Origin of the sequence: Streptomyces sp. NPDC005799 (assembly GCF_040630525.1) — a bacterium.
GTDB lineage: Bacteria > Actinomycetota > Actinomycetes > Streptomycetales > Streptomycetaceae > Streptomyces > Streptomyces griseorubiginosus_B.
In genome coordinates this window covers 18,874-41,350 of sequence record NZ_JBEXXQ010000037.1, presented here as the reverse complement: position 1 = coordinate 41,350, position 22,477 = coordinate 18,874, and the positions used below count along the sequence as shown (strand labels likewise).

At 73.3% G+C, this 22,477-nt stretch carries 22 protein-coding genes; 14 read left to right on the top strand and 8 right to left on the bottom strand.

Features of this window, described 5'->3' with window-relative positions; genetic code table 11:
* Nucleotides 1-66: 66 nt before the first annotated feature.
* From ABZ453_RS31835 to ABZ453_RS31820, 4 genes are all read right to left on the bottom strand, one after another.
* A complete protein-coding gene (locus ABZ453_RS31835) occupies nt 67-2,307 on the bottom strand; it encodes a serine/threonine-protein kinase (protein WP_359020303.1) in 2,241 nt (746 codons plus the stop codon).
* Nucleotides 2,289-3,212 carry an oxygenase MpaB family protein gene (locus tag ABZ453_RS31830; protein ID WP_359020301.1) on the bottom strand — a complete coding sequence of 308 codons (924 nt, stop codon included), beginning with the start codon at nt 3,210-3,212 and terminating at the stop codon, nt 2,289-2,291. The genes ABZ453_RS31835 and ABZ453_RS31830 overlap by 19 nt, the downstream gene beginning before the upstream one ends.
* A 9-nt stretch (nt 3,213-3,221) precedes the next feature.
* Entirely contained in the window at nt 3,222-4,400 is a 1,179-nt protein-coding gene (locus ABZ453_RS31825; protein WP_359020299.1) for an acyl-CoA dehydrogenase family protein, read from the bottom strand.
* A gap of 124 nt (nt 4,401-4,524) precedes the next feature.
* A complete protein-coding gene (locus tag ABZ453_RS31820) occupies nt 4,525-4,899 on the bottom strand; it encodes a ferredoxin (RefSeq protein ID WP_356949345.1) in 375 nt (124 codons plus the stop codon).
* Between the two features lie 100 nt (nt 4,900-4,999).
* Here ABZ453_RS31820 and ABZ453_RS31815 point away from each other — a divergent pair, with 100 nt between their 5' ends.
* A complete protein-coding gene (locus tag ABZ453_RS31815; protein WP_359020297.1) occupies nt 5,000-5,359 on the top strand; it encodes a DUF6479 family protein in 360 nt (119 codons plus the stop codon).
* Nucleotides 5,360-5,480: 121 nt separating this feature from the next.
* The gene (locus ABZ453_RS31810) at nt 5,481-5,831 is read left to right on the top strand and encodes a hypothetical protein (RefSeq protein WP_359020295.1); all 351 of its coding nucleotides are present in this window, start codon (nt 5,481-5,483) and stop codon (nt 5,829-5,831) included.
* Nucleotides 5,832-6,058: 227 nt separating this feature from the next.
* Here the strand turns inward: ABZ453_RS31810 and ppdK are convergent, their stop codons facing one another.
* Complete coding sequence (gene ppdK / locus ABZ453_RS31805) at nt 6,059-8,731, bottom strand: pyruvate, phosphate dikinase (protein WP_359020293.1); 2,673 nt, start codon at nt 8,729-8,731, stop codon at nt 6,059-6,061.
* A gap of 9 nt (nt 8,732-8,740) precedes the next feature.
* The gene (locus tag ABZ453_RS31800) at nt 8,741-9,625 is read right to left on the bottom strand and encodes a universal stress protein (RefSeq protein ID WP_359020291.1); all 885 of its coding nucleotides are present in this window, start codon (nt 9,623-9,625) and stop codon (nt 8,741-8,743) included.
* A gap of 162 nt (nt 9,626-9,787) precedes the next feature.
* Between ABZ453_RS31800 and ABZ453_RS31795 the strand changes: the two genes are divergently transcribed.
* Nucleotides 9,788-10,429 carry a universal stress protein gene (locus ABZ453_RS31795; protein WP_359020289.1) on the top strand — a complete coding sequence of 214 codons (642 nt, stop codon included), beginning with the start codon at nt 9,788-9,790 and terminating at the stop codon, nt 10,427-10,429.
* Here ABZ453_RS31795 and ABZ453_RS31790 read toward each other — a convergent pair.
* The gene (locus tag ABZ453_RS31790; RefSeq protein ID WP_359020287.1) at nt 10,426-11,064 is read right to left on the bottom strand and encodes a hypothetical protein; all 639 of its coding nucleotides are present in this window, start codon (nt 11,062-11,064) and stop codon (nt 10,426-10,428) included. The genes ABZ453_RS31795 and ABZ453_RS31790 overlap by 4 nt on opposite strands.
* Nucleotides 11,061-11,681, bottom strand: coding sequence for a sigma-70 family RNA polymerase sigma factor (locus tag ABZ453_RS31785; RefSeq protein ID WP_359020285.1), 621 nt, complete (start codon nt 11,679-11,681; stop codon nt 11,061-11,063). The genes ABZ453_RS31790 and ABZ453_RS31785 overlap by 4 nt, the downstream gene beginning before the upstream one ends.
* A 162-nt stretch (nt 11,682-11,843) precedes the next feature.
* On the opposite strand from ABZ453_RS31785, the gene ABZ453_RS31780 reads away from it, so the two are divergent.
* The 11 genes from ABZ453_RS31780 to hypE all read left to right on the top strand — a co-directional run bounded on the left by ABZ453_RS31780 (nt 11,844) and on the right by hypE (nt 22,438).
* Nucleotides 11,844-12,350, top strand: a complete 507-nt coding sequence (locus ABZ453_RS31780; RefSeq protein ID WP_359020284.1) for a hydrogenase maturation protease — start codon at nt 11,844-11,846, stop codon at nt 12,348-12,350.
* A complete protein-coding gene (gene hypF / locus ABZ453_RS31775) occupies nt 12,347-14,632 on the top strand; it encodes a carbamoyltransferase HypF (RefSeq protein WP_359020282.1) in 2,286 nt (761 codons plus the stop codon). The genes ABZ453_RS31780 and hypF overlap by 4 nt, the downstream gene beginning before the upstream one ends.
* Nucleotides 14,633-14,638: 6 nt before the next feature.
* Nucleotides 14,639-14,896, top strand: coding sequence for a HypC/HybG/HupF family hydrogenase formation chaperone (locus tag ABZ453_RS31770; RefSeq protein ID WP_359020281.1), 258 nt, complete (start codon nt 14,639-14,641; stop codon nt 14,894-14,896).
* A 243-nt stretch (nt 14,897-15,139) separates the two neighbouring features.
* Nucleotides 15,140-16,273 (top strand): 4Fe-4S dicluster domain-containing protein, encoded by a 1,134-nt coding sequence (locus ABZ453_RS31765; RefSeq protein ID WP_359020279.1) that lies wholly within the window; start codon nt 15,140-15,142, stop codon nt 16,271-16,273.
* A complete protein-coding gene (locus tag ABZ453_RS31760) occupies nt 16,270-16,743 on the top strand; it encodes a cyclic nucleotide-binding domain-containing protein (RefSeq protein ID WP_359020277.1) in 474 nt (157 codons plus the stop codon). The genes ABZ453_RS31765 and ABZ453_RS31760 overlap by 4 nt, the downstream gene beginning before the upstream one ends.
* Nucleotides 16,740-17,546, top strand: coding sequence for an FAD/NAD(P)-binding protein (locus ABZ453_RS31755; protein ID WP_359020275.1), 807 nt, complete (start codon nt 16,740-16,742; stop codon nt 17,544-17,546). Before ABZ453_RS31760 ends, ABZ453_RS31755 begins: the two co-directional genes overlap by 4 nt.
* A 1-nt stretch (nt 17,547) precedes the next feature.
* Nucleotides 17,548-18,303 (top strand): oxidoreductase, encoded by a 756-nt coding sequence (locus ABZ453_RS31750; protein WP_359020273.1) that lies wholly within the window; start codon nt 17,548-17,550, stop codon nt 18,301-18,303.
* A complete protein-coding gene (locus ABZ453_RS31745; protein WP_359020271.1) occupies nt 18,300-19,673 on the top strand; it encodes a nickel-dependent hydrogenase large subunit in 1,374 nt (457 codons plus the stop codon). The genes ABZ453_RS31750 and ABZ453_RS31745 overlap by 4 nt, the downstream gene beginning before the upstream one ends.
* Complete coding sequence (locus ABZ453_RS31740; protein WP_359020269.1) at nt 19,666-20,289, top strand: CBS domain-containing protein; 624 nt, start codon at nt 19,666-19,668, stop codon at nt 20,287-20,289. Before ABZ453_RS31745 ends, ABZ453_RS31740 begins: the two co-directional genes overlap by 8 nt.
* Nucleotides 20,286-21,407: a hydrogenase formation protein HypD gene (gene hypD, locus ABZ453_RS31735; protein WP_359020267.1), complete on the top strand. Its 1,122-nt coding sequence runs from the start codon at nt 20,286-20,288 to the stop codon at nt 21,405-21,407. The genes ABZ453_RS31740 and hypD overlap by 4 nt, the downstream gene beginning before the upstream one ends.
* Nucleotides 21,404-22,438 (top strand): hydrogenase expression/formation protein HypE, encoded by a 1,035-nt coding sequence (gene hypE / locus ABZ453_RS31730; protein ID WP_359020265.1) that lies wholly within the window; start codon nt 21,404-21,406, stop codon nt 22,436-22,438. The genes hypD and hypE overlap by 4 nt, the downstream gene beginning before the upstream one ends.
* The last annotated feature ends 39 nt before the right edge of the window (nt 22,439-22,477 follow it).

Here is a 22,477-nt window from a genome sequence, read left to right as displayed (position 1 = left end):
GCTTCTTGGTAACACGCGATGATCGTCAGCTGCCAGGGGTGTACGGCGATACGGACCCCGGAGCGCTCAGCGTCCGTGGGAGGCCCGCTGCTGGCGCAGTGCCGCCACCCGGCGGTACAGCTCGACGGCCTCGGCGCCCCGGCCGAGTTGTTCCAGGCAGTGCGCCTCGTCGTTGCGGCTGGCCAGGGTGTCGGGGTGGTCGGCGCCCAGGACACGCTCCCGGGCGGCGGCCACCCGGCGGTACTCGGTCAGGGCATCGGCCCAGCGGCCCAGCCACCCCAGGCCGACGGCGACCTCGCGGCGGCTGACCAGCGTGTCGGGGTGCTCGGGGCCGAGGACGCGCTCGCGGATCGCGCAGACGTCGCGGGACTCGGCGAGGGCCTCCTCCCAGCGGCCGAGCCGGCCGAGGTTGACGCCGAGGCCGTGGCGGGCGCGCAGGGTCTCGGGGTGGGTGGGGCCCTGCACGCGGGTGCGGTCGTCGATCAGCTCGCGGTACAGGGTGAGGGCCTCCGCGCTGCGGCCGAGGCGGCCCAGGCTGATGCCGACCTCGTAGCGGGCGGCGAGGGTGTCGGCGTGGTCGGGGCCCAGGGCCCGGGCGCGGGCCTCGGCGACCTCGCGGTAGGTCTGCAGGGCTTCCGGCCAGCGGCCCAGCTGGCCGAGCGCGTAGGCGACCTCGTAGCGGGTGACCAGGGTGTCGGGGTGGTCGGGCCCGAGCACGCGGGCGCGTGCGGCGGCCACCTCGCGGGCCATGCGGTACGAGTCCTCCAGACGCCCGAGCCTGCTGAGGTTGAAGGCGAGGTTGTGCCGGCAGCGCAGAGTGTCGGGGTGGTCCGCGCCCATCCCCCGCTCACGGGCGGCGAGCACCGACTTGTACACCTCGTGGGCGTCGAAGTGGCGGCCCAACTGGCCCAGCACGTACGCCATTTCCTGGCGGGCGGCGAGGGTGTCGGGGTGGTCGGCGCCCAGGGCGCGGGTTCTCGCGGCGGCCACGTGCTTGTACTCCTGCAGCGCCTCCGCGGCGCGGCCCGTGCGGCTGAGGGTGAAGGCGACCTCGTACCGGCTGGCGAGGGTGTCGGGGTGGTCGGTGCCGAGCAGGTGGGCGCGTTCGGCGGCGACCGCCCGGTGCACCTCACCGGCCTCCGCCCAGCGTCCGAGTCTGCCGAGGCTGAGTCCGGCGTTGTGTCGTCCGGCCAGCGCGGCGAGCGTCTGCGGGGACGGAGCGGAGGGCCGGTCGGGCGCCGGCTCCTCCGCGTGGCCGTGCGCCGGCCGGGCGATCCACTCGCCGGTCAGCCCGGCCCCGGCGTCCGGCGGGGTGGTGCTCAGCCCGGCTCCGGTGGCCTTGTGGCCGGTGGTCATCCCGCGCGTCCAGGACGGCAGGCGGGCCTCGCGGGAGGGAGCCTGCTCGGGCGGCCGGAGCACCGGCTGCGGGGTCACCACGGTGGGCACGTAGGCCGGTGTCGTCCGGCCCATGTTGATGCGTCGGCCCAACTCGCGGGCGTCGTGCGGGCGTTGTTCGGGGCGTTTGGCCAGTAGGTCGAGGATGACCTTCTCGAGGTACTCGGGCAGTTCGGGGCGTCGGCTGCGCGGCGGGCGGGGCGGGGTGTCGCGGTGGCCGACGAGGATGGCCCAGGCGTCGTCGAGGTCGAAGGGCGGGGCGCCGGTGGCGATCTCGTAGAGCACGCAGCCCAGCGAGTACAGGTCGCTGCGCTGGTCGACCTCGGAACCGCCGATCTGCTCGGGGGACATGTAGTGCGGGGTGCCCATGGCGATGCCGGTGCCGGTGAGCCGGGAGGTGAAGCCGATGTCGTGGCCGAGGCGGGCGATGCCGAAGTCGCAGATCTTCACCGTGCCGTCGGTGAGCCGCATGATGTTGGCGGGCTTGAGGTCGCGGTGCACGATGCCCTGCCGGTGGGTGTAGGCGAGGGCGGCGGAGACCTGGTCGGCGATGTCCACGACATCGGCCACCGGCAGCGGGTGGTGCTGGTTGTCCTCCAGGAGCTGGCTGAGGTTGCGGCCCTCCAGCAGCTCCATGACGAGATAGAGGACGCCGTCGTCCTCGCCGAAGTCGTGCACCACCGTCACCCCGCGGTGCTGCAGCGCGGCGGCCACGCGGGCCTCCCGGCGGAAGCGTTCCCGCAGGACCCGGGTGAAGGCCTGGTCGTGGTGGGGGCCGAGGGGCTTGAGGCACTTCACGGCGACATGCCGGCCCAGCGACTCGTCCCGGGCCCGCCACACCTCGCCCATCCCGCCCCGCCCGATCAGGTCGAGCAGCCGGTACCGGCCATGGATCAGCCTGCTGTCCCCCATCTCCCGCGATCGCCCCCCGTACGGTTCGCCCCACCCACCCCTGGCTCGTCCAGTATGGCCAGCTGTCGTCCGAGTTTGTACGGTGCGGGGCGCGCGCCCGGGCCGAGGCGTGCCATGGCCCGCAGGATGTGTTTGGGCGGGAGCTGCCAGCGCACACGTGCGGGAACGCGGCGCAGCAGGTTGCCCGTGGCACGCAGGCGCAGGGTGACGGTGGCGGGTTTCGGGGCCGGTCTGCCGTACAGCTCGTGGGCGTACGGCGGCAGGGCGGCGTACGCCAGGTGCGCCACGCGCCGCCACAGCACCTCGCGCGCCGGGACGAGAAGGGGGTGCGTCGGGGGGCGGAGCAGGAAGTCGTCCACTTCGTGTGCCTCGGGTCCGACGGCGAGCTCGGGTCGGACCTTCTCGAAGTAGGCGTTCATCTCCTGCTGGTTGGCGGGTACGGCGTCGGGGTCGAGGCCCACGAGGCGGGCGCTCGCCCGGTGTTCGCCGATGTAGCGGTCGGCCTCGGCGTCGGTGAGCCGGAACCCGGAGCGGCGCAGGACCTGCAGATAGGAGTCGATCTCGGCGCAGTGCACCCACAGCAGCAGCTCGGGTTCGTCGACGCCGTACCGCTCACCGGTGACCGGGTCGGTGGCCGACAGCATGCTGTGAATCTTGCGGACGCGGGCGCCCGCGCGCTCGGCGGCCTCGGTGGTGCCGTACGTCGTCGTACCGACGAAGTTCGCGGTCCGCATCAGCCGGCCCCAGGCGTCCTTGCGGAAGTCCGAGTTCTGCATGACGCCGCGCACCGCGCGCGGGTGCAGGGCCTGGAGGTACAGCGCACGGATGCCGGCGACCCACATCATGGGGTCGCCGTGCATCTGCCAGGTCACGGAGTCGGGGGTGAACAGCCCGGGATCGCCCATGACCGCAGGCTAGCGCCGTACGCGCGGCATCCCCAGGCCGATCCACGAGATGATCTCCCGCTGGATCTCGTTGTTGCCGCCGCCGAAGGTGAAGATGACCGCCGAGCGGTAGCCGCGCTCCAGTTCGCCGTGCAGGACCGCGCCCACCGAGCCCTCCTTCAGCTCACCGGCCGCGCCGACGATCTCCATCAGCCAGGCGTAGGCGTCGCGGCGGGCCTCGGAGCCGTAGACCTTGACCGCGGAGGCGTCCTGCGGGGTGAGGGTTCCGTTCTGCACGGCGTTGACCATCTGCCAGTTGAGGAGCTTCATCGCGTCCAGCCTGGTGTGCGTCTGGGCCAGGCGGCGGCGCACCCAGGGCAGGTCGACGACACGGCGGCCGTCGGCGAGCTTGGTCTCCATGGCCCAGCGCTGCACGTCGTGCAGGGCGCGGATGGCCATGGTGCCGTGGGCGGCGAGGGTGACGCGCTCGTGGTTGAGCTGGTTGGTGATCAGCCGCCAGCCCTGGTTCTCGGCGCCGACCCGGCGGGAGACGGGCACGCGGATGTTCTCGTAGTAGCTGGCGGTGGTGTCGTGCGAGGCGAGGGTGGTGATGACGGTGCAGGAGTAGCCGGGGTCGGTGGTCGGCACCAGCAGCATGGTGATGCCCTTGTGCGGCGGGGCGTCCGGGTCGGTGCGGGTGGCCAGCCACACCCAGTCCGCGGTGTCGCCGTTGGTTGTCCAGATCTTCTGTCCGTTGACCACGTACTCGTCGCCGTCACGAACGGCGCGCGTCTTCAGTGCAGCGAGGTCCGTGCCCGCGTCGGGCTCGCTGTAGCCGATGGCGAAGTCGATCTCGCCGGAGAGCACCTTGGGCAGGAAGTAGGCCTTCTGCTCGTCCGTGCCGAACTGCATGATCGTCGGGCCGACCGTGTTCAGCGCCATGAGCGGCAGCGGGACACCTGCCTGGGCGGCCTCGTCGAAGAAGATGAACTGCTCCATCGCCGTGAGCCCGCGCCCGCCGTATTCCTTGGGCCAGCCCACGCCGAGCCAGCCGTCCGAGCCGAGGCGGCGGATGGTCTCACGGTAGAAGCGCTTCTGGGCGGCCGGGTCGCCGTGCCGGGCGTAGGCGTTGTCGGGCACCAGCTCGGCGAAGTACGAGCGCAGTTCGGTGCGCAGCCGCTGCTGCTCGGGCGTGTATTCGAGGTGCACGGCGCCTCCAGGCCTCCCAGTCCGGTCCTGACGGCGCACACCGTAGAACGTGTTCCAGAAATTGGGAATGCCGAGGACCGGGCCGGTGCCGCAGCGCCTGCCGCCGACCCTGCCGTGCGCTGGGTCAGTTCAGCGTGGCCAGGAAGTCCGTGCACGCCTGCGCGCACTCCCGGCACGCCTTCGCGCCGTCCTCGGCGCCCGGGTATCCGTCGAAGACATGCGCGCACTCCAGGCACACCGTGCGGCACCATTCGACCTGTATGCGCATGCCGGCCTCGTCGAGCCGGTTCTGCTCCGACAGGACACGGCAGGTCGCGTCGCACACCTCCGCGCACATGATGCCCTTGCGTCGTACGAGTTCCTGCTGTTCCGTCCCGTCGGGGTCCACCAGGCTGGCGCGCAGGGCACACGAGCGTGCGCACTCGGTGCACGCCTGCGCGCAGGCGAAGCGGTCCTCCAGGAACCGGAAGAGCTCCTCTTGCGTCGTCGTCGTTGTCACACCGTGCGGGTAGCCGGTGCCCCGCACGTCAAACACCGTGCCGAGGGCCGCTTTCGCAGGTGAGTCGGTTCATGGCGAAGGTCGGGGGTACCCGCGTGCCATGACCAACGCATCGATGGACATCGCCGCGAGCAGCGCCGCCGCCATGGGGCTGATCGCGGCCGGAGTGGTGATCGTGCTGGTGCTGATCGGCGCCTTCGTCCTGGGTGCCCGCGTCCGGCGCCGCGAGCCGGCGCCGCCGAAGCCGCACGAGCAGCCCCGGGTGCCGGACGGGGGTCCGGTGCGCGAGGTGCAGGAGAACCGCGAGCCCGACGAGGTGCCCCGCGGTGACCGGCGGCTGACCCCGCACGAGCTGCCGAACCATGGCAACTCCCCGTCCCGGACGGCCTCCTCGCAGGATCGGCCGCGCTGGAGCGAGGGCAGCAGCGGTTCCTTCGGCAGCGGCGGCCCGGGCGGCTGACCCCGGCACCCCCGCAACCCGAGGGAGGACCGGCACCCCCCGCCCGAGCGAGGACCGGCACCCGGCACGCCCGAGGGAGGACCGGGCCCCACGCGCACGCCCCAGGGAGGAAGCGAGAGCCATGACCGACCCCGCCCGCAACACCCTGCCCCTGCCCGACTACGACCATCTGCCGATCGGCGGTCTGGAGAGCCGCGTACGGTCACTCTCCGCCGACGAGGTGGCGGACCTGCTGGCCTACGAGCGCTCGCACGCCGACCGGCTGCCGGTGACCGAACTGCTGACGGCTCGCCTCGACCAGCTGCGCTCGGGCGCCGAGCCGACCTCGGGGAACCCGGGCGCCCTGCGTCCCGAGCAGAACAGCGGCCGGGCCGGCTCGCCGGTCTCGCCCGCGACCTCGCCGCAGCCCTTCAGCCCGCCGCCGCACGGCACCCCCGACCAGCGGGGCAAGCCGAAGGCCGACCGCACCTGATCCGCGTCCCGCGACCGTTCCCGGGCGTTTCCGGCCGGGGCGCCCGGGCACTTGACCGATCACCTTGTGGTCGGTCGTGGTCGCCCAGCGCAGCAGCGCCCGCCCCAGCCACGAGCGCGTGCGCGGCCGTACCGGCGCCTGGCGCGGCCGCGCCGTCCTCCTGTCCACCGCCATGCGCCGCCGGGTACCCGGGGGCGGCGGGCTCACTCACCGCCCCCGGGGGTCTCTCACCTGCTGTCACTCACCCCGGTGGTCTCCGTCAGAGCCGCGCGTCCGGCCTCCAGGCGGGCGGCCGGGATGCGGAAGGGCGAGCAGGAGACGTAGTCCAGTCCCACCCGGTGGAAGAAGTGGATCGAGGCGGGGTCGCCGCCGTGCTCTCCGCACACGCCCGTCTCCAGCCGGGGGTTGACCGTGCGGCCGGCCTCGACGGCCAGTTCCACGAGCCGTCCCACGCCCTCCTGGTCGATCGAGTCGAACGGCGAGACCTCGAAGACGCCCTTGTCCAGGTACAGGGGGAAGAAGGACGCCTCTGCGTCGTCCCGCGACAGGCCCCAGGTGGTCTGGGTGAGGTCGTTGGTGCCGAAGGAGAAGAAGTCGGCGGCCGTGGCGATGCGGTCGGCTACGAGGGCGGCGCGCGGCAGCTCGATCATCGTGCCGATCGGGCAGTCCAGCTCGACGCCGGTCTCCTTGGTGACCTCGGCGAGGACGCGTTCCGTCTCCGCGCGGGCCAGGCGCAGCTCCTCGACCGTGCCGACGAGCGGGATCATGATCTCGGCGCGGGGTGTGCCGCCGTCCCGCAGCCGCCGTACCACCGCCTCCGCGATCGCCCTGACCTGCATCGCCATCAGGCCGGGCACGGCCAGGCCCAGACGTACACCCCGCAGCCCCAGCATGGGGTTCTGCTCGTGCATGCGCTCGACGGCGGCGAGCAGCTCGACGTCGTGCGGGTCCGGGTGCCCGGCGCGGGCGATCCGTACGGCCAGCTCGGTGCGGTCGGGCAGGAACTCGTGCAGCGGTGGGTCGATCAGCCGGATCGTCACGGGCAGCGCGTCCATCGCGGCGAGGATGCCGGTGAAGTCCTCGCGCTGCAGCGGCAGCAGGGCGGCCAGTGCCTGCTCGCGCTCGGTGTCGGCGCGGGCCAGGATCATCGCCTCGACCAGGGCCCGGCGCTCGCCGAGGAACATGTGCTCGGTACGGCACAGTCCGATGCCCTGCGCCCCGAGCGCACGGGCGCGGACGGCGTCCTCGGGCGTGTCGGCGTTGGCCCGCACCTCCAGGCGCCGTACCGCGTCGGCGTGGGCGAGGGCACCGAGCACGGCTTCGGTGAGCGGGCCGGTGGCGGTGCCGGACTCCAGGGCGCGGCCGACGTCGGACGGGGTGAGCGGCAGTTCGCCGAGGTGGACGGTGCCCGCGGTGCCGTCGACGGAGACCGTGTCGCCCTCGCGGACGACGACTCCCGCCTCCGTGGTGAAGAGACGTCCCGCCGGGTCGACGGTGAGGGCCTCGGCGCCGCACACGCACACCTTGCCCATGCCGCGGGCGACCACGGCGGCGTGGCTGGTCTTGCCGCCCCGGCTCGTGAGCACGGCCTGGGCGGCGATCATGCCGGGCAGGTCGTCGGGCGTGGTCTCGCGGCGTACCAGCACCACGCGTTCGCCGGTGGCGGCTCGGCGTACCGCCTCGGCGGAGTCGAACACGACGGCTCCCACGGCGGCGCCGGGTGACGCGGGCACGCCGTGGGCGAGGGGCCGGTCGGCGGACTGCACGTCGAAGCGGGGGAACATCAGCCGGGTCAGTTCGGCGCCGTCGACCCGGACCAGGGCCTCGTCGTCGGTGATCGTCCCTTCCTCGCGCAGGTCGTGGGCGATGCGGAAGGCGGCCTCGGCGGTGCGCTTGCCGACCCGGGTCTGCAGGATCCACAGCTTGCCGCGCTCCACGGTGAACTCGACGTCGCACAGGTCGCGGTAGTGGCTCTCCAGGGTGCGCAGATGGTCGCCGAGTTCGACGTAGGAGCGCGGGTCGAGCGTCTTCAGCTCGCTCAGCGGCAGCGCGTCGCGCACGCCGGCGACGACGTCCTCGCCCTGGGCGTCGGGCAGGTAGTCGCCGTACATGCCGCGTTCGCCGGTGGCCGGGTCGCGGGTGAAGGTGACTCCCGTGCCGGAGTCGTGGCCCAGGTTGCCGAAGACCATCGCCTGGACGTTGACGGCCGTGCCGAGGTCCTCGGGGATGTGCTCGCGGTGGCGGTAGACGCGGGCGCGCTCGGTGTTCCAGGAGTCGAAGACGGCGCGGATGGCGCGGGAGAGCTGCTCGGCCGGGTCCTGGGGGAAGTCCTCGCCGGTCTCCTTGCGGATGATCGCCTTGAACTCCTCGGTGAGCCGGGCGAGTTCGACGGTGTCGAGGTCCGCGTCATGCGCCTTGTGCGCGGCGATGGCCTGTTCGAACAGGTCGCCGTCCACGCCCATCACGGTGTGCCCGAACATCTGGATGAGCCTCCGGTAGGAGTCCCAGGCGAACCTCTCCTGCCCGGACGCCTTGGCGAGCCCGGTGACCGAGCGGTCGTTGAGGCCGATGTCGAGGATGGTCTCCATCATGCCGGGCATGGAGAAACGGGCGCCCGAGCGCACGGACACCAGCAGCGGGTCGTCGGGGGCTCCGAGGGTGCGGCCCATGGCCCGCTCCAGGCCGGCCAGCGCCTGCGCGGCCTCGATGCCGAGCTCGGGCGGCTCCTCTCCCGTGGCCAGATAGACCTTGCAGGCGTCGGTGGTCACCGTGAACCCGGGCGGGACGGGCAGCCCGATCCGCGTCATCTCGGCGAGTCCGGCGCCCTTGCCGCCGAGCAGGGCGGCCATGTCCCGGTCGCCCTCGGCGAACGTGTACACGTACTTCGTCGGCTTGCTCATGACGGCCTCTCAGTCGTGGGGTACGACGGCCACGGGGCAGCCGACGTGGTGGATGGCGGCGTGGGTGACGGGGCCGGTGCGCGGGCCCGCGGGCCGGTCGGTGACGCGGCGGCCGACGACGAGCAGGCCCGCCCCGGAGGCGGCCCGCAGCAACGCGGACCGGGCCCGGTCCTCGGTCACCGTCTCGAGGGCCTCGACGCCGGGATACTTCTCGCGCCACACCTGCAGCACGGCGCTCAGGAAGCCGAGCCACTCCTCGGCCCGCTCGGGACCGGTCAGCAGGCCGATGTCGCCGGCGCCGAGCCCGATCGGGGACGGCGGCTGCCAGGCGTACACGGCCCGCAGCCGCGCGCCGCGCGAGCGGGCCGCCTCGAAGGCGAACTCGATCACCTCGTCGCAGGGACCGGTCGGATCGATGCCGAGCACCACGTCCCCGACATCACCGGTGTCGCCCGGAAACCGCTCGTCGGCCGGCCCCTCGTCCGCCCGGACGAGGACGACGGGACAGGCGGCCCGCGCGACCACGCCCAGCGCGACGGAACCGACCAGGAAGCCGGTGAAGCCGCTCAGTCCGCGTGAGCCCAGCACGAGCAGGTCGGTCTGCTCGGCCGCCTTCAGCAGCGCGGCGGTCGCGGGTCCCTCCATCTGCTCGTCCTCGACGCGGACACCCGGGCAGGTGCGGTGGACGCGCTCCTCGGCCTGACGCAACGCGCGCCGCGCCAGGTGCCGTTGGGCGGCCGTGGCGGGTTCGCCCGCGTCCTGACGCGGATGCCAGTTCCACACGTGCACCAGACGCAACGGCCGCTCACGGCGGACCGCCTCACGGGCGGCCCAGTCCGCTGCGGCCAGACTCTCGGCGGATCCGTCGACGGCGGCGATGACGGGTGGCAGCATGCTGCGCACCTCCTGCGCTCGGTCTGCTCCTCGCTGCCAGCGTCCGCCCCGCGCCTACCGGCGGGTATGGGCCGCCAGGTCTGTGCCCGGGTCCGTTCGGCCCTGCACCGTGGGCCGCCTTCCGGGCACAGTGGAGACCCCGGGCCCGGAAGGCGGCATGCCATGGAACGAGTGATCATCGCCTGTGTCGACCAGTCGCCCCAGGGCCGGGCCGCGGCCGCCTGGGCCGAACGGGAGGCCGCGCTGCGCGCGCTGCCCCTGCGCGTGGAACAGGGCCCGCCGCCCGGTGACGGCGCCTACGCCGACGCGGAGTTGATCGTGCTCGGCCTGGTCCAGGGATTCCGGCTCCCCGCCATCCGGACGGCTCCCGTCGTGGTCGTCGCGTGGACGCCTTACCGCCTCCCCGAGACCGTGACGGTCGGCCTCGACGCCCACAACCCTTCGAGCGGCGTGCTCGCCTTCGCCTTCGAGGAGGCCCGTCTGCGCGGAGTGCTGCTGCACGCGGTGCACTCCTGGGACCTGCCCGCGCAGGCAGCCGAGCGCTCGCCGCTGCCAGTGCTGGAGGAGGACCGTGCCACCTGGGAGGACCAGGAGGTGCAGGTCCTGTCCGACGCCCTGCGGCCGTGGCGGGGCAAGTACCCCGACGTCGACGTCCTGGAGGATGTCGTCCTGCTCGATCCGGCCGAGGCGCTGGTCCACGCGGCCGGCACCTCCGGGCTGGTGGTGGTCGGCCGCCGCACCGGCGACACCGCCCTCGACGTGCTGGAAGAGGTGCGGTGCCCGGTCGCCGTGGTGCCGGGTTAGCGGCTCGAGCCCTGGGGCCAGGCGGGGACGCACGTGGGCGGGGTGCCGTCGATCCGGCCCGCCGTGATGACGTACGCGGCGCGGTCGGGGTCGGTGCGCACCAGTGGGAAGGCGACCAGCAGGTGCTGTCCGGCAGCGATCCTGTCGGGGCGGACGGTGAGGACCGGCTTGCCGCCCTTGGCCAGTTCGATGCGCCAGGTGGCGGAGGGCGCGTCGTCGCCGGAACTGGTCGGCGTCACCGTGCACGCCGGGTCCCCGGCGTACACGACGGCCGGGACGCCGAGGCGGTTGAGGTCGCGTTGCAGCCGGGCCGTGTCCAGCAGTCTGCCGTCCGGTCCGCCGATGGCGAGCCTGACCCTGCCGTCGGCCTCGCGCTGCAGCGTGTACGCGGCGGTGGTGATCTTCTGCGGCCGCTGTACGGGGGTGGCTCGGGCCGGGGTGGTGGGGCGGTCGACGGCCACGGTGGTGAGGGCGGCACCGACCGCGGCGACGCCGGCGAGGGCGAGCGGCAGCCGGTGGCGGACCACCCAGGGGCGGCGCCGTACCGGGGCGGGAGCGACGGCTCGTTCCGCGGCGAGGGCGGTGAGCCGGTCGCCGAGGCGCTGCTGGAAGCCGACGGGAGTACGGGTGGTCATGATGCGTTCTCCAGGGCGGTGTCGGGCAGTCGGGGGCGATCGGCGTCCTGCGCGGGGGCGCCTGCTTCCGGGTTTGCGGCGCGCAGTGCGCGGCGGGCCCGGTGCAGTCGGACCCGTACGGTGGCCTGGCTGAGGCCGAGGGCCTGGGCGGCCTCGCGGGGTGTCAGCCCGTCGACGGCCACGAGGTCGAGCACCGCACGCAGCGGTTCGCTGAGGGCGCCGTGCCGTCCGGCGAGCTCCCGCACGGCCCGTTCGGCGTCGATGCGCTCCTCCAGGGCCGCGATGTCCTCGCTCTCCAGCAGCCGACGTCCGGTCAGCCGGGCCACCGCCCTCAGTTCGCGGACCGTGCCGCGGCCGTGGGAGGACATGACGTTGCGCGCGATGCCGTACAGCCAGGCGATCGGCGCTCCCTGCCGGGCGTCGTAGCGGTCGGCGGCCTCCAGGGCGGCGACGAACACGTCGGCCGTGAGGTCGGCCGCCAGGTGGGGGTCGGCGGTGCGGCGGGTCACGAACGTGAGCACGGCCTCGAAGTTCTCCTCGTAGAACGCCGCGAATCCGGCGGGATCGCTTCTGGGCGGTGCGGGTCGCCGTCGGCCACCGCGCTCGGGTGTGTGCACCCGTTCCTCCAAAGGGGTCGGTCGTCCTTGCACCCGTTCTTGGCCGCAGCACGGCGCGGCGTTACATCCTGGCCGCCCGGTCCCTCGCGGGGCGGACCGGCCCCGCCGGTCAGGCCGTTCGGCCCATGTGACCTTCGGCTGCGGCGGCCCACGGTGAGCAGCATGAGGACCCGTACGCGGATCGCGGTCATCGGTGTCGGCAACGAGTTCCGGCGCGACGACGGCGTCGGCTGGGCCGTGATCGCCCGGCTGCACCGGCGCGCCGAGGACCGGCCGCTGCCGCCGGACACCGTGCTGGCCACCTGCGACGGTGATCCCGGCCGGCTGATCGGCCTGTGGGAGGGAGCTGCCCTCGCCGTGGTCGTGGACGCCGCCCACGCGCACCCCGGCACCCCCGGCCGCGTGCACCGCCTGGAACTGGACGCCGGCGTCCTGGCCCCGGCGTCCGCCACCAGCTCGCACGGGCTGGGTCTCGGCGAGGCGGTGGAGCTGGCCCGGGCCCTGGACCTGCTGCCGGAGCGGCTCGTGGTGTACGCGGTGGAGGGCGCCGACGGCGACTTCGGCACCGGCCTCTCCCCCGCCGTCGAGGCCGCCGTGGCCCCGTTGGCCGAGGCCGTCGAGGGCGAGATCGCGCGCCGAGCGGACGTGGCGGCCCGGAGGCGGCCATGACGGTACGGCGCTTCCATGTCGAGGGCATCGTCCAAGGTGTCGGCTTCCGGCCGTTCGTGTACCGCACCGCTTCCTCGCTGGGTCTGGACGGCTGGGTGGCCAACGTCAACGGACATGTGGAGGGCGAGGTCGCGGGGCCGCCGCGGGCCGTCGAGGAGTTCGCGGCGCGGCTGCGCGCGGACGCCCCCGCGCTGGCCCGGGTGCGCCGGGTCCGGCTGAGCGAGGCCCGGCCGGTCGACGTGGGCCCCGGCTTCCGGGTCCGGCACAGCGCGCCCGCCGACCCCGGCCCGGCGGTTCGCGAGATTCCGCCCGACGCGGCCATCTGCGACGTTTGTCTGCGCGAACTGCGCGATCCGCGCGACCGACGGCACCGCTACCCGTTCATCAACTGCACGGACTGCGGCCCGCGCGCCACGATCATCGAGGACCTCCCCTACGACCGTGTCCGCACCACCATGCGCCGCTTCCCGCTGTGCGCCGCCTGCGCCGCCGAGTACGCCGACCCGGCCGACCGCCGCTTCCACGCCGAGCCCGTCGCCTGCCCCGCCTGCGGGCCGCGGCTGGCCTGGGAGGACCTGCGGGGCGAGGAGGCCCTGCGGCACGCCGTGAAGATGATCGACGATGGCGGAATCGTCGCGCTGAAGGGACTCGGCGGCTATCAGCTGCTGTGCGACGCGGGTGACTCGCGGGCGGTCGGGGAACTGCGGCGGCGCAAGCACCGTCCGACGAAACCGTTCGCCGTGATGGTGGCCGACCTGCGCACCGCGTCCCGCCTGGCCCGCATCGGCGCCACGGAGGAGCAGGCCCTGACCTCCCCGGAACGCCCGGTCGTACTGCTGGCCCGAAGCCGCGGGCACGGCCCGGACCCGCTGGCCCGCGAGGTGCACCCCGGTCTCGCGCGCGTCGGCCTGTTCCTGCCCACCACCGGCCTGCACCACCTCCTGCTGGACGAGCTGGCCCGGCCCCTCGTGGTCACCAGCGGCAACCTCAGCGACGAGCCGATCGCCGTGGACGACGACGACGCCCGCCGCGCCCTGGCAGGGGTCGCGGACGGGTTCCTCACCCACGACCGGGAGATCCGTTCCCGCTACGACGACTCGGTCGTGCAGTTCACCGGCCGCACCCGCGTCACCGTCCGACGGGCCCGCGGACTGGCCCCCGCCCCGCTGCCAATGACCGTCCGGGAACCGGTCGCCGGCGCCGGTGCCCAGCTCAAGCACACCTTCACCCTGGCCGCCGACGGACACGCCCACATCGGCCCGCACACCGGCGACCTGGCCGACCTGTCGACCCACGAGGCGTTCCTGGCGTCGTACGACCATCTGCGCCGGCTGACCGGCATCGAGCCGGGTGTCGTCGCCCACGACCTGCATCCCGGCTATCTGTCCACGCAATGGGCCGAGGCCCAGCCGGTGCGGCGGATGGCGGTGCAGCACCATCACGCGCACGTGGCCGCCTGCGCGGCCGAGCACGGAGTGCGGGGAGCGTTCCTCGGGATCGCCTACGACGGGCTCGGACTCGGCGACGACGGCACGCTGTGGGGCGGTGAGATCCTCCTCGCGACGCTGAGCGGATACCGCCGGGTGGGCCGGTTCGCCACGGCGCCCCTGCCGGGCGGGGACGCGGCGGTGCGGCATCCCTCCCGTGCGGCGCTCGGGAGGCTGCTCGGCGGCGAGACCCTGGGCTCCCCCCGTCCGTACCCCTGGCTCACCCGGCACTTCACCGAGCGGCTCGATCCGCGCGAGGTGGCCACCGTGCGGGCCATGGTGGCCCGGGACGTCAACTGCCCGCGCGCCTCCAGCGCCGGACGGCTCTTCGACACGGTCGCCGCGCTGCTCGGGCTCGCCGACCGGGTGAGTTACGAGGGCGAGGCGGCCGTCCTGCTGGAGGCGGCGGCGGGCGACCAGCACGCCGTGCCGCTCGGCCACCGGATCGTGCGGGCGCAGGGACTGTGGGTGTACGACCCGACGCCGACGCTCGTCGATCTGCTGACGCGGCAGCTCGGCGGCGAGTCGGTGGCCCGGCTGGCGGCGGCCTTCCACGCGACGGTCGCGATGGTGACGGCGGAGCTCGCCGCACGGGCCGTGGCCGATGGCGCACCGCGCACGGTGTGTCTCGGCGGGGGCTGCTTCGTCAACCGGCGGCTGCTCACCGAGGTGCGGCGGCGGCTGCACTCGCACGGGCTGCGGGTGTTCGTCGGCGGTCAGGTTCCCGTCGGGGACGGCGGTGTCAGCTACGGGCAGGCGGCGGTCGCGGCGGCGCGGCTGGCCGGGGAGGAGTGAGCGGGGATGTGTCTTGGCATTCCGGGACGGGTGACGGAGGTCCACGACGACGCGGGCCTGCGCATGGCGACCGTCGACTTCGGTGGGATACGGCGGGAGGTGTGCCTGAGCTGCACGCCCGAGGCGGACGTGGGGTCGTACGTCATCGTCCACGTGGGCTTCGCGATCACCCTGGTCGACGAGGCGGAGGCCGAACGGACCCTCGACGTGCTGCGCGCCATGGCGGGGGCGGTCGAGGGCGAACTGGGCGAACCGCTGCCTTAGGGCTGCCCCAGGGCCTGTCCGAGAATTCCCGTCTGCCTCGCGACGCCTGGCAGGCACTCCCCCACTGTCCGAAAGGCGTGGGGAGACCCCCGCCGCGTTGCCGAACCGCCCACGTGGCTCCGCGCCGGCGTCATGAGATCCGGTCGACTCCGCGCCCAGGGCCGGTCGGCCCATGCACCCGGCGGGGGACGCGTCGGAAGCTGAGGGTGGACGAGCACGATCAGCCCTGACGAGGAGGACCGTATGAGCGTCACCACAGCGTCTGCCGTGCTCGACCGGGACGGGTTGGACGCCTTGGTCACGGCTCTGGTCGGGCAGGGGCGCACCGTCGTCGGACCCACGGTGCGGGACGGGGCGGTCGTGCTGGCGGAGCTGACGTCGGCCGACGCGCTGCCCTTCGGGTGGGGCGTGGAGCTGGAGGCCGGGCGGTACCGGCTGGTGCGACGTGAGGACGGGGCCGCCTTCGCGCACAGCGCGGGACCCCAGTCCTGGAAGAACTTCCTGCATCCGGCGCGGGAGAGGCTGTGGAGTGCCGACCGGACGCCGGAGGGGGACGTGTCCTTCACCCCCGAGGAACCCGACGCCCCCGACTACGCCTTTCTCGGCGTGCGGCCCTGTGATCTGCGGGCCATCGCCATTCAAGACCGGGTGCTGACCGGTGGCCGGTTCGAGGACTCCGGGTACGGGGCACGCCGGCGGCGGGCGCTGCTCATCGCCGTCGAGTGCGTGGAGCCCGGCGCGACCTGCTTCTGCGTGTCCACCGGGGGCGGGCCCGCCGCCGATCCGGGCTACGACCTGGCGCTGACCGAGGTGGTGGACGGCGACGGACACCGCTTCCTGGTGCGTGTGGGCAGCGAGGAGGGTGCCCGGCTGCTGGAGCTGGTGCCGCACCGCGGCGCCGACCCGGGCACCGAGACCACGGCCCGGGCCTCGGTCGACGCGGCACGCGACCGCATGGGGCGCTCGCTGCCGCCCGTCGACCTGCGCACGCTGATGGGCGCGAGCCTGGACGCCGAGCGCTGGGACGAGGTCGCCGAGCGCTGTCTGACCTGCGGCAACTGCACGATGGTGTGTCCCACCTGCTTCTGTGTCACCACCGAGGAGGTCACCGACCTCACCGGCGACCACACCGAACGGTGGCAGCGCTGGGACTCCTGCTTCGACCTGGACTTCTCCTTCCTGCACGAGGGGCCGGTCCGTTCCTCGGGCAAGTCCCGCTACCGGCAGTGGCTCACCCACAAACTCTCCACCTGGCACGACCAGTTCGGCAGCTCGGGCTGTGTCGGCTGCGGCCGGTGCATCGTCTGGTGCCCGGCCGGGATCGACATCACCGAGGAAGTCGCCGCGCTGCACACCGAATCGGAGACGGAGCGATGACCCCCTCGATCACCCTGCGCCTGGAACACGCGATGCCCGTCGAGCACCGGGAACGGCTGCTGCGCATCGCCCGCGAGGTCGACCTGAAACCGGACACCCGGCTCTTCGAGGAAGGCGGGCGCGCCGACCGGTTCTGGATCGTCCGCGACGGCACGGTCGCCCTCGACATGCACGTCCCGGGCCATCGCACACCGGTGATCGAGACCCTCGGCACGGGCGATCTCGTGGGCTGGTCCTGGCTGTTCGAGCCGTACGTCTGGCAGTTGGGCGCGGTGGCGATGACCCGGGTGCGGGCGTACGAGTTCGACGCGGTCGCGGTGCGTCTGATGTGCGACGACGACGCCGCGTTCGGGCGGGCGGTCGGCCGCTGGGTGGGCCGGGTGCTCTCGCACCGGCTGAACGCGGCGCGGGCCCGGCTCGTCGACCTGTACGGCTCCCCGGCCGCATTCCTGAGCGGTGGTGTGGAATGACCGCCGTGCCCGTCCCCCATCTCGTGGTCGACCGGCGCAGGGAGACCGCGGAGACCGTCACGCTGCGGCTGGAGCCGGTCGGCGAGGCGCTGTCGCAGTTCGCGCCGGGGCAGTTCGCGATGGTGCACTGCTTCGGACGCGGGGAGATACCGCTGTCGGTGAGTTCCGTGCAGGGCACGGGCGGGCTCGCGCACACCATCCGCAGCGTGGGCGCGGTCTCCGACGGGTTGTGCGGGGCGCGCGTGGGTGACGTGGTCGGACTGCGCGGCCCGTACGGGACGAGCTGGGAACTCGAACGGGCGCGTGGGCAGGACGTGTTGGTGGTGGCCGGCGGCATCGGCCTGGCGCCGCTGCGGCCGCTGATCCTCGGTGCGCTAGCCGAGCCCGCGGCGTACGGACGGGTCAGCGTGCTGGTCGGCGCACGGACCCCGGCCGACCTGATCTCCCGCAAGGAGCTGGAGCAGTGGGCCACGGCGTACACGGGTGTGACCGTGGACTGGCCCGACACCGGATGGCACGGGGACGTCGGGGTGGTCACCCAGCTCCTCGGCCGGGCGCCCTTCGAACCGGACCGCACCTGGGCGTTCGTGTGCGGTCCCGAGCCGATGATCCGCGCCACCGCCCGGGATCTCGCGCATCGCGGGGTGCCGCCGGAGCGCATCCGGGTCTCGCTGGAACGGAACATGCGCTGTGCGACCGGGCACTGCGGTCACTGCCAGCTCGGCCCGCTGCTGGTGTGCCGGGACGGGCCGGTCGTCGGCTGGGACCAGGCCCAAGCCCTGCTGTCGGTAAGGGAGTTGTGAGATGAGCGCGCCCAAGCTCGCCGTGTTCAAACTGGCCTCCTGCGACGGCTGCCAGCTCACCCTGCTGGACTGCGAGGACGAACTCCTCGCCCTGGCCGGCACGGTGGAGATCGCCCACTTCCTGGAGGCCACCAGCACCGTCCTGCCCGGCCCCTACGAGCTGTCCCTCGTCGAGGGTTCGATCACCACCGCCCAGGACGCCGAACGCATCCGCACGATCCGCGCCAACTCCCGTCACCTCGTGACGATCGGGGCGTGCGCGACGGCCGGCGGCATCCAGGCCCTGCGGAACTTCGCGGACGTGGACGAGTTCCGGCGCGTGGTCTACGCCCACCCCGAGTACATCTCCACCCTTGCCACTTCCACCCCCGTCTCGGCCCACGTCGACGTCGACTTCGAGCTGCGCGGCTGCCCCGTCGACAAGCGGCAGCTCATCGAGGTGATCACCGCCTTCCTCGCCGGGCGCAAGCCGGACGTGCCGAACCACAGCGTGTGCTTCGAGTGCAAGCGGCGCGGCACGGTCTGCGTCACGGTCGCCGAGGGCAAGCCCTGCCTGGGCCCGGTCACCCATGCCGGGTGCGGGGCGCTGTGTCCGGCGTACCGGCGCGGCTGCTTCGGCTGCTTCGGTCCGTCCGGGTCGGTCAACCTGCCCGCCCTCATCCCGGTGCTGCGCCGCGACGGGATGGACGACGAAGCCGTCGTCCGCTTCCTGCACACCTTCAACGCCGCCGCCTTCGACAAGGAGTTGACGTCGTGACCCACCGCGGATCCCGCGTACTGCACGTCGGCTCGCTCTCCCGGGTCGAGGGTGAGGGGGCGCTGAGCCTGCACGTCCACGACGGCACGGTCACCGCGGCCCGGCTGGAGATCTACGAACCGCCGCGGTTCTTCGAGGCGTTCCTGCGCGGACGCTCCTACACCGAGCCGCCCGACATCACGGCCCGGGTGTGCGGGATCTGCCCGGTGGCGTACCAGATGAGCGCCTGCGCGGCGATCGAGGACGCGTGCGGGGTGACGGTCGATCCGGTGATCCGCGACCTGCGGCGGCTGCTGTACTGCGGGGAGTGGATCGAGAGCCAGGCCCTGCACATCTATCTGCTGCACGCCCCGGACTTCCTCGGCCGCCCGAGCGCGATCGACCTGGCCCGCACCCACCGGGCCGAGGTGGAGCGGGGGCTGCGGCTGAAGAAGGCGGGCAACTCGCTGATGGAGCTGCTCGGCGGTCGGGCGGTGCATCCCGTCAACGTCCGTCTCGGCGGCTTCCACCGGGCGCCCACCCGCGAGGAACTGCGCCCGCTGCGCGAGGAGTTGAAACGGGCCCTGGACGACGCCTGGGCCACCGTGCGCTGGGTCGCCGGTTTCGAGTTCCCCTTCGCCCACACCTCCGCCGACCTGCTCGCGCTGGCCGCCCCCGACACGTACGCCATCGAGAGCGGCACCCCGACCGTGCTGCGCGCCGACGGCGGCACCGAGTCCTTCCCCGTGGCCGAGTTCACCGACCGGGTGCGGGAGATCCATGTGCCGCACTCGACCGCCCTGCACTCGCGCCTCGACGGCCGGCTGCATCTGACCGGGTCGCTGGCCCGGTTCGCGATCGGCGGCCGGAAGCTGTCGCCGGTCGCGATCGAGGCGGCGATCGAGGCGGGGCTCGGCGATCCGCGCGAGGGCGCCGTGTGCCGCAACCCGTACCGGTCCATCCTGGTACGAGCGGTGGAGACGCTGTACGCCGTCGAGGAGGCGCTGCGGATCATCGACGGGTACGAGCCGCCCGCACGCCCGTACGTCGACGTGCCGCCGGTCGCGGGGGTCGGTCACGGCGCCACCGAAGCTCCACGCGGCATGCTCTACCACCGCTACGAACTCACCGACGACGGCACGGTGACGAGCGCCGTGATGGTGCCGCCGACCGCGCAGAACCAGGGCGCGATCGAGGACGACCTGCTCCGTCTGGCCCAGCGTGCGATCGGTGAACACGACCCGGGTGACGACGAGTTGACGGCCCTGTGCGAGCGGGCGATCCGCAACCACGACCCGTGCATCTCGTGCTCCACCCACTTCCTCGACCTCAAGATCGTCCGCACCTCGGGAGCGATCCCGGACGAGACCTCGGGAGGCTGCGATGCCTGAATCGCCGTTCACCGTGAGCGATGTGATGACCCAGACCGTCATCGCCGTCGGGCGTGACGCGCCCTTCAAGGAGATCGTCGAGCTGATCGACCAGTGGAAGGTCAGCGCCCTGCCGGTGCTGGAGGGCGAGGGCCGGGTCGTCGGCGTGGTCTCCGAGGCCGACCTGCTGGCCAAGGAGGAGTTCCGGGACACCGAGGAGGGCGACCCGGCCGAACGGACCAAGGCCGGCGCCGTGACCGCGGGCGAGTTGATGAGCACGCCCGTCGTCACCGTGCATGCGGACGCCTCGCTCGCCGAGGCCGCCCGGATCATGGCACGCCGGCACGTCAAGCGGCTGCCCGTGGTCGACGCCGTGGGCATCCTGCAGGGCGTGGTCAGCCGCAGCGACCTGCTCAAGGTCTTCCTGCGGGACGACGAGGAGATCGCCGAGGAGATCCGGCACGTCATCCTGTCCCAGCTGCCCGTCACCACCGGTGCCCTGACCGTCTCCGTCGCCGAAAGCGTGGTCACGCTTGGCGGCGTCCTGCCCGACCGGACGCTGGTGCCCGTGGTGGCGCGCGCGGTGCGGGCGGTCGAGGGCGTGGTCGACATCCGGCTGGATCTGACGCACCGATGAAGTACCTCGACGAGTACCGCGACCCCGTCCTCGCCAGGCGCCTGCTGGACGAGCTGGACCAGGCCGCCACCCGGCCCTGGCGGATCATGGAGGTGTGCGGCGGGCAGACCCACACCCTGGTCCGCCAGGGCATCGACGAGCTGCTGCCGGCCGGCATGCGCATGATCCACGGTCCCGGCTGCCCGGTCTGCGTGACCCCGTTGGAGACCCTGGACCGGGCCATGGCCATCGCCGCCCGGCCCGGCGTGATCTTCACCAGCTTCGGCGACATGCTGCGCGTGCCCGGCACGGACACCGACCTCCTGTCGCTGCGGGCACGCGGCGCCGACGTCCGCGTGGTGTACGCCCCGATGGACGCCGTACGCCTGGCCGCCGCCCACCCCGACCGTGAAGTGGTCTTCCTGGCCGTCGGGTTCGAGACGACCGCCCCCGCCAACGCCATGGCCGTCCTGCACGCGGCCCGCCTCGGACTGACGAACTTCTCCCTCCTCGTCAGCCACGTCCTGGTCCCGCCCGCGATGACCGCGCTGCTCGACGACCCCGAGTGCGAGGTGCAGGCGTTCCTGGCGGCCGGGCACGTGTGCGCGGTGATGGGCTGGCGCGAGTACGAGCCGATCGCGGCCCACTACCGGGTGCCGATCGTGGTCACCGGCTTCGAGCCGCTGGACCTGCTGGAGGGCATCCTCATGGCGGTACGGCAGCTGGAGTCCGGCCGCTTCGAGGTCGAGAACCAGTACGTACGGGCGGTGCGCCGCTCGGGCAACACCACGGCGCAGGACGCGGTCCGAGAGGTGTTCCAGGTCACCGACCGCGCCTGGCGCGGCATCGGGGCGCTGCCCGACAGCGGCCTCGAACTGGCCGACGCCTACGCCGCGTTCGACGCCGCCCGCCGCTTCGAGGTGGGCGGGCTGTGCCCGGTGGAGGACGCGGACTGCATCGCCGGCCCGATCCTCACCGGCGCCAGGCTGCCGACCGACTGCGCGGCCTACGGCACCCGCTGCACGCCCCGTCATCCCCTCGGCGCGCCCATGGTGTCGTCCGAGGGCACGTGTGCCGCCTTCCACGCGGCCGGACGCACCGCCGCATCCGCCGACGTCGCCGTGAGGAGCACGCCATGACCGTCCAATGCCCCACACCGAACCACGAGGACGAGGTCGTGCTGCTCGGCCACGGCGCCGGCGGCCGCCTCACCGGCGAGCTGCTGGACCGGCTGGTGCTGCCCGCGCTGGGCGGCACACCGGGGCCGCTGGAGGACGCGGCCCTGCTGCCGGGCCACCCGGACCTGGTGATGAGCACGGACAGCTTCGTCGTCAGCCCCCTGTTCTTCCCGGGCGGCGACATCGGTTCCCTCGCCGTCCACGGGACGGTCAACGACCTGGCCATGCGGGGTGCCCGGCCGCTCGCGCTGTCCGTGTCGCTCATCATCGAGGAGGGCCTGGAGCTGGCCGAACTGCGGGCCGTGATGGACTCGTTGGGCAAGGCGGCACTGGAGGCCGGGGTGCCGGTCGTGACGGGCGACACCAAGGTGGTGGGGCGGGGCGCCGCCGACCGGCTGTTCGTCAACACCACCGGCGTCGGGCAGCGCCACCCCTCCCTGTCCCCGTCCGCCGCCTCGGCCCGTCCCGGAGACGCGGTCCTGCTGTCCGGGCCGATCGGGCTGCACGGCACGACCGTGCTGAGCACCCGCGAGCGGCTGGGCTTCGAGAGCGACATCGCCTCCGACACCCGGCCCCTGCACCGTCTCGTCGAGACCCTGGCCCCGCTCGGCGCAGCCGTCCACGTCCTGCGCGACCCCACGCGCGGCGGTCTGGCCGCGGCCCTGAACGAGATCGCGCGGGACTCGTCCGTCGCCGTCGAGATCGAGGAGAACGCCGTCCCGGTGCCGGAGGCGGTGGCCTCGGCCTGTGACCTGCTGGGCCTCGATCCGCTGATCGTGGCCAACGAGGGCTGCATGGTCGTCTTCGTCGACGCATCCGCCGCCGAGGAGGCCCTGACCTGTCTGCGGTCACTGCCGGAGGGCGCGCAGGCGGTTCGGATCGGCGAGGTCCTGGAGCAGGGCCCGGGCGGCCGGGTCACCCTGCGCACCCTGGTGGGGGCCCGGCGCATCGTGGACATGCCGCTGGGTGAGCAGCTTCCACGGATCTGCTGACGCCGCGGGGGCTGTGACGATTCCCTCCCCTGTGGAACT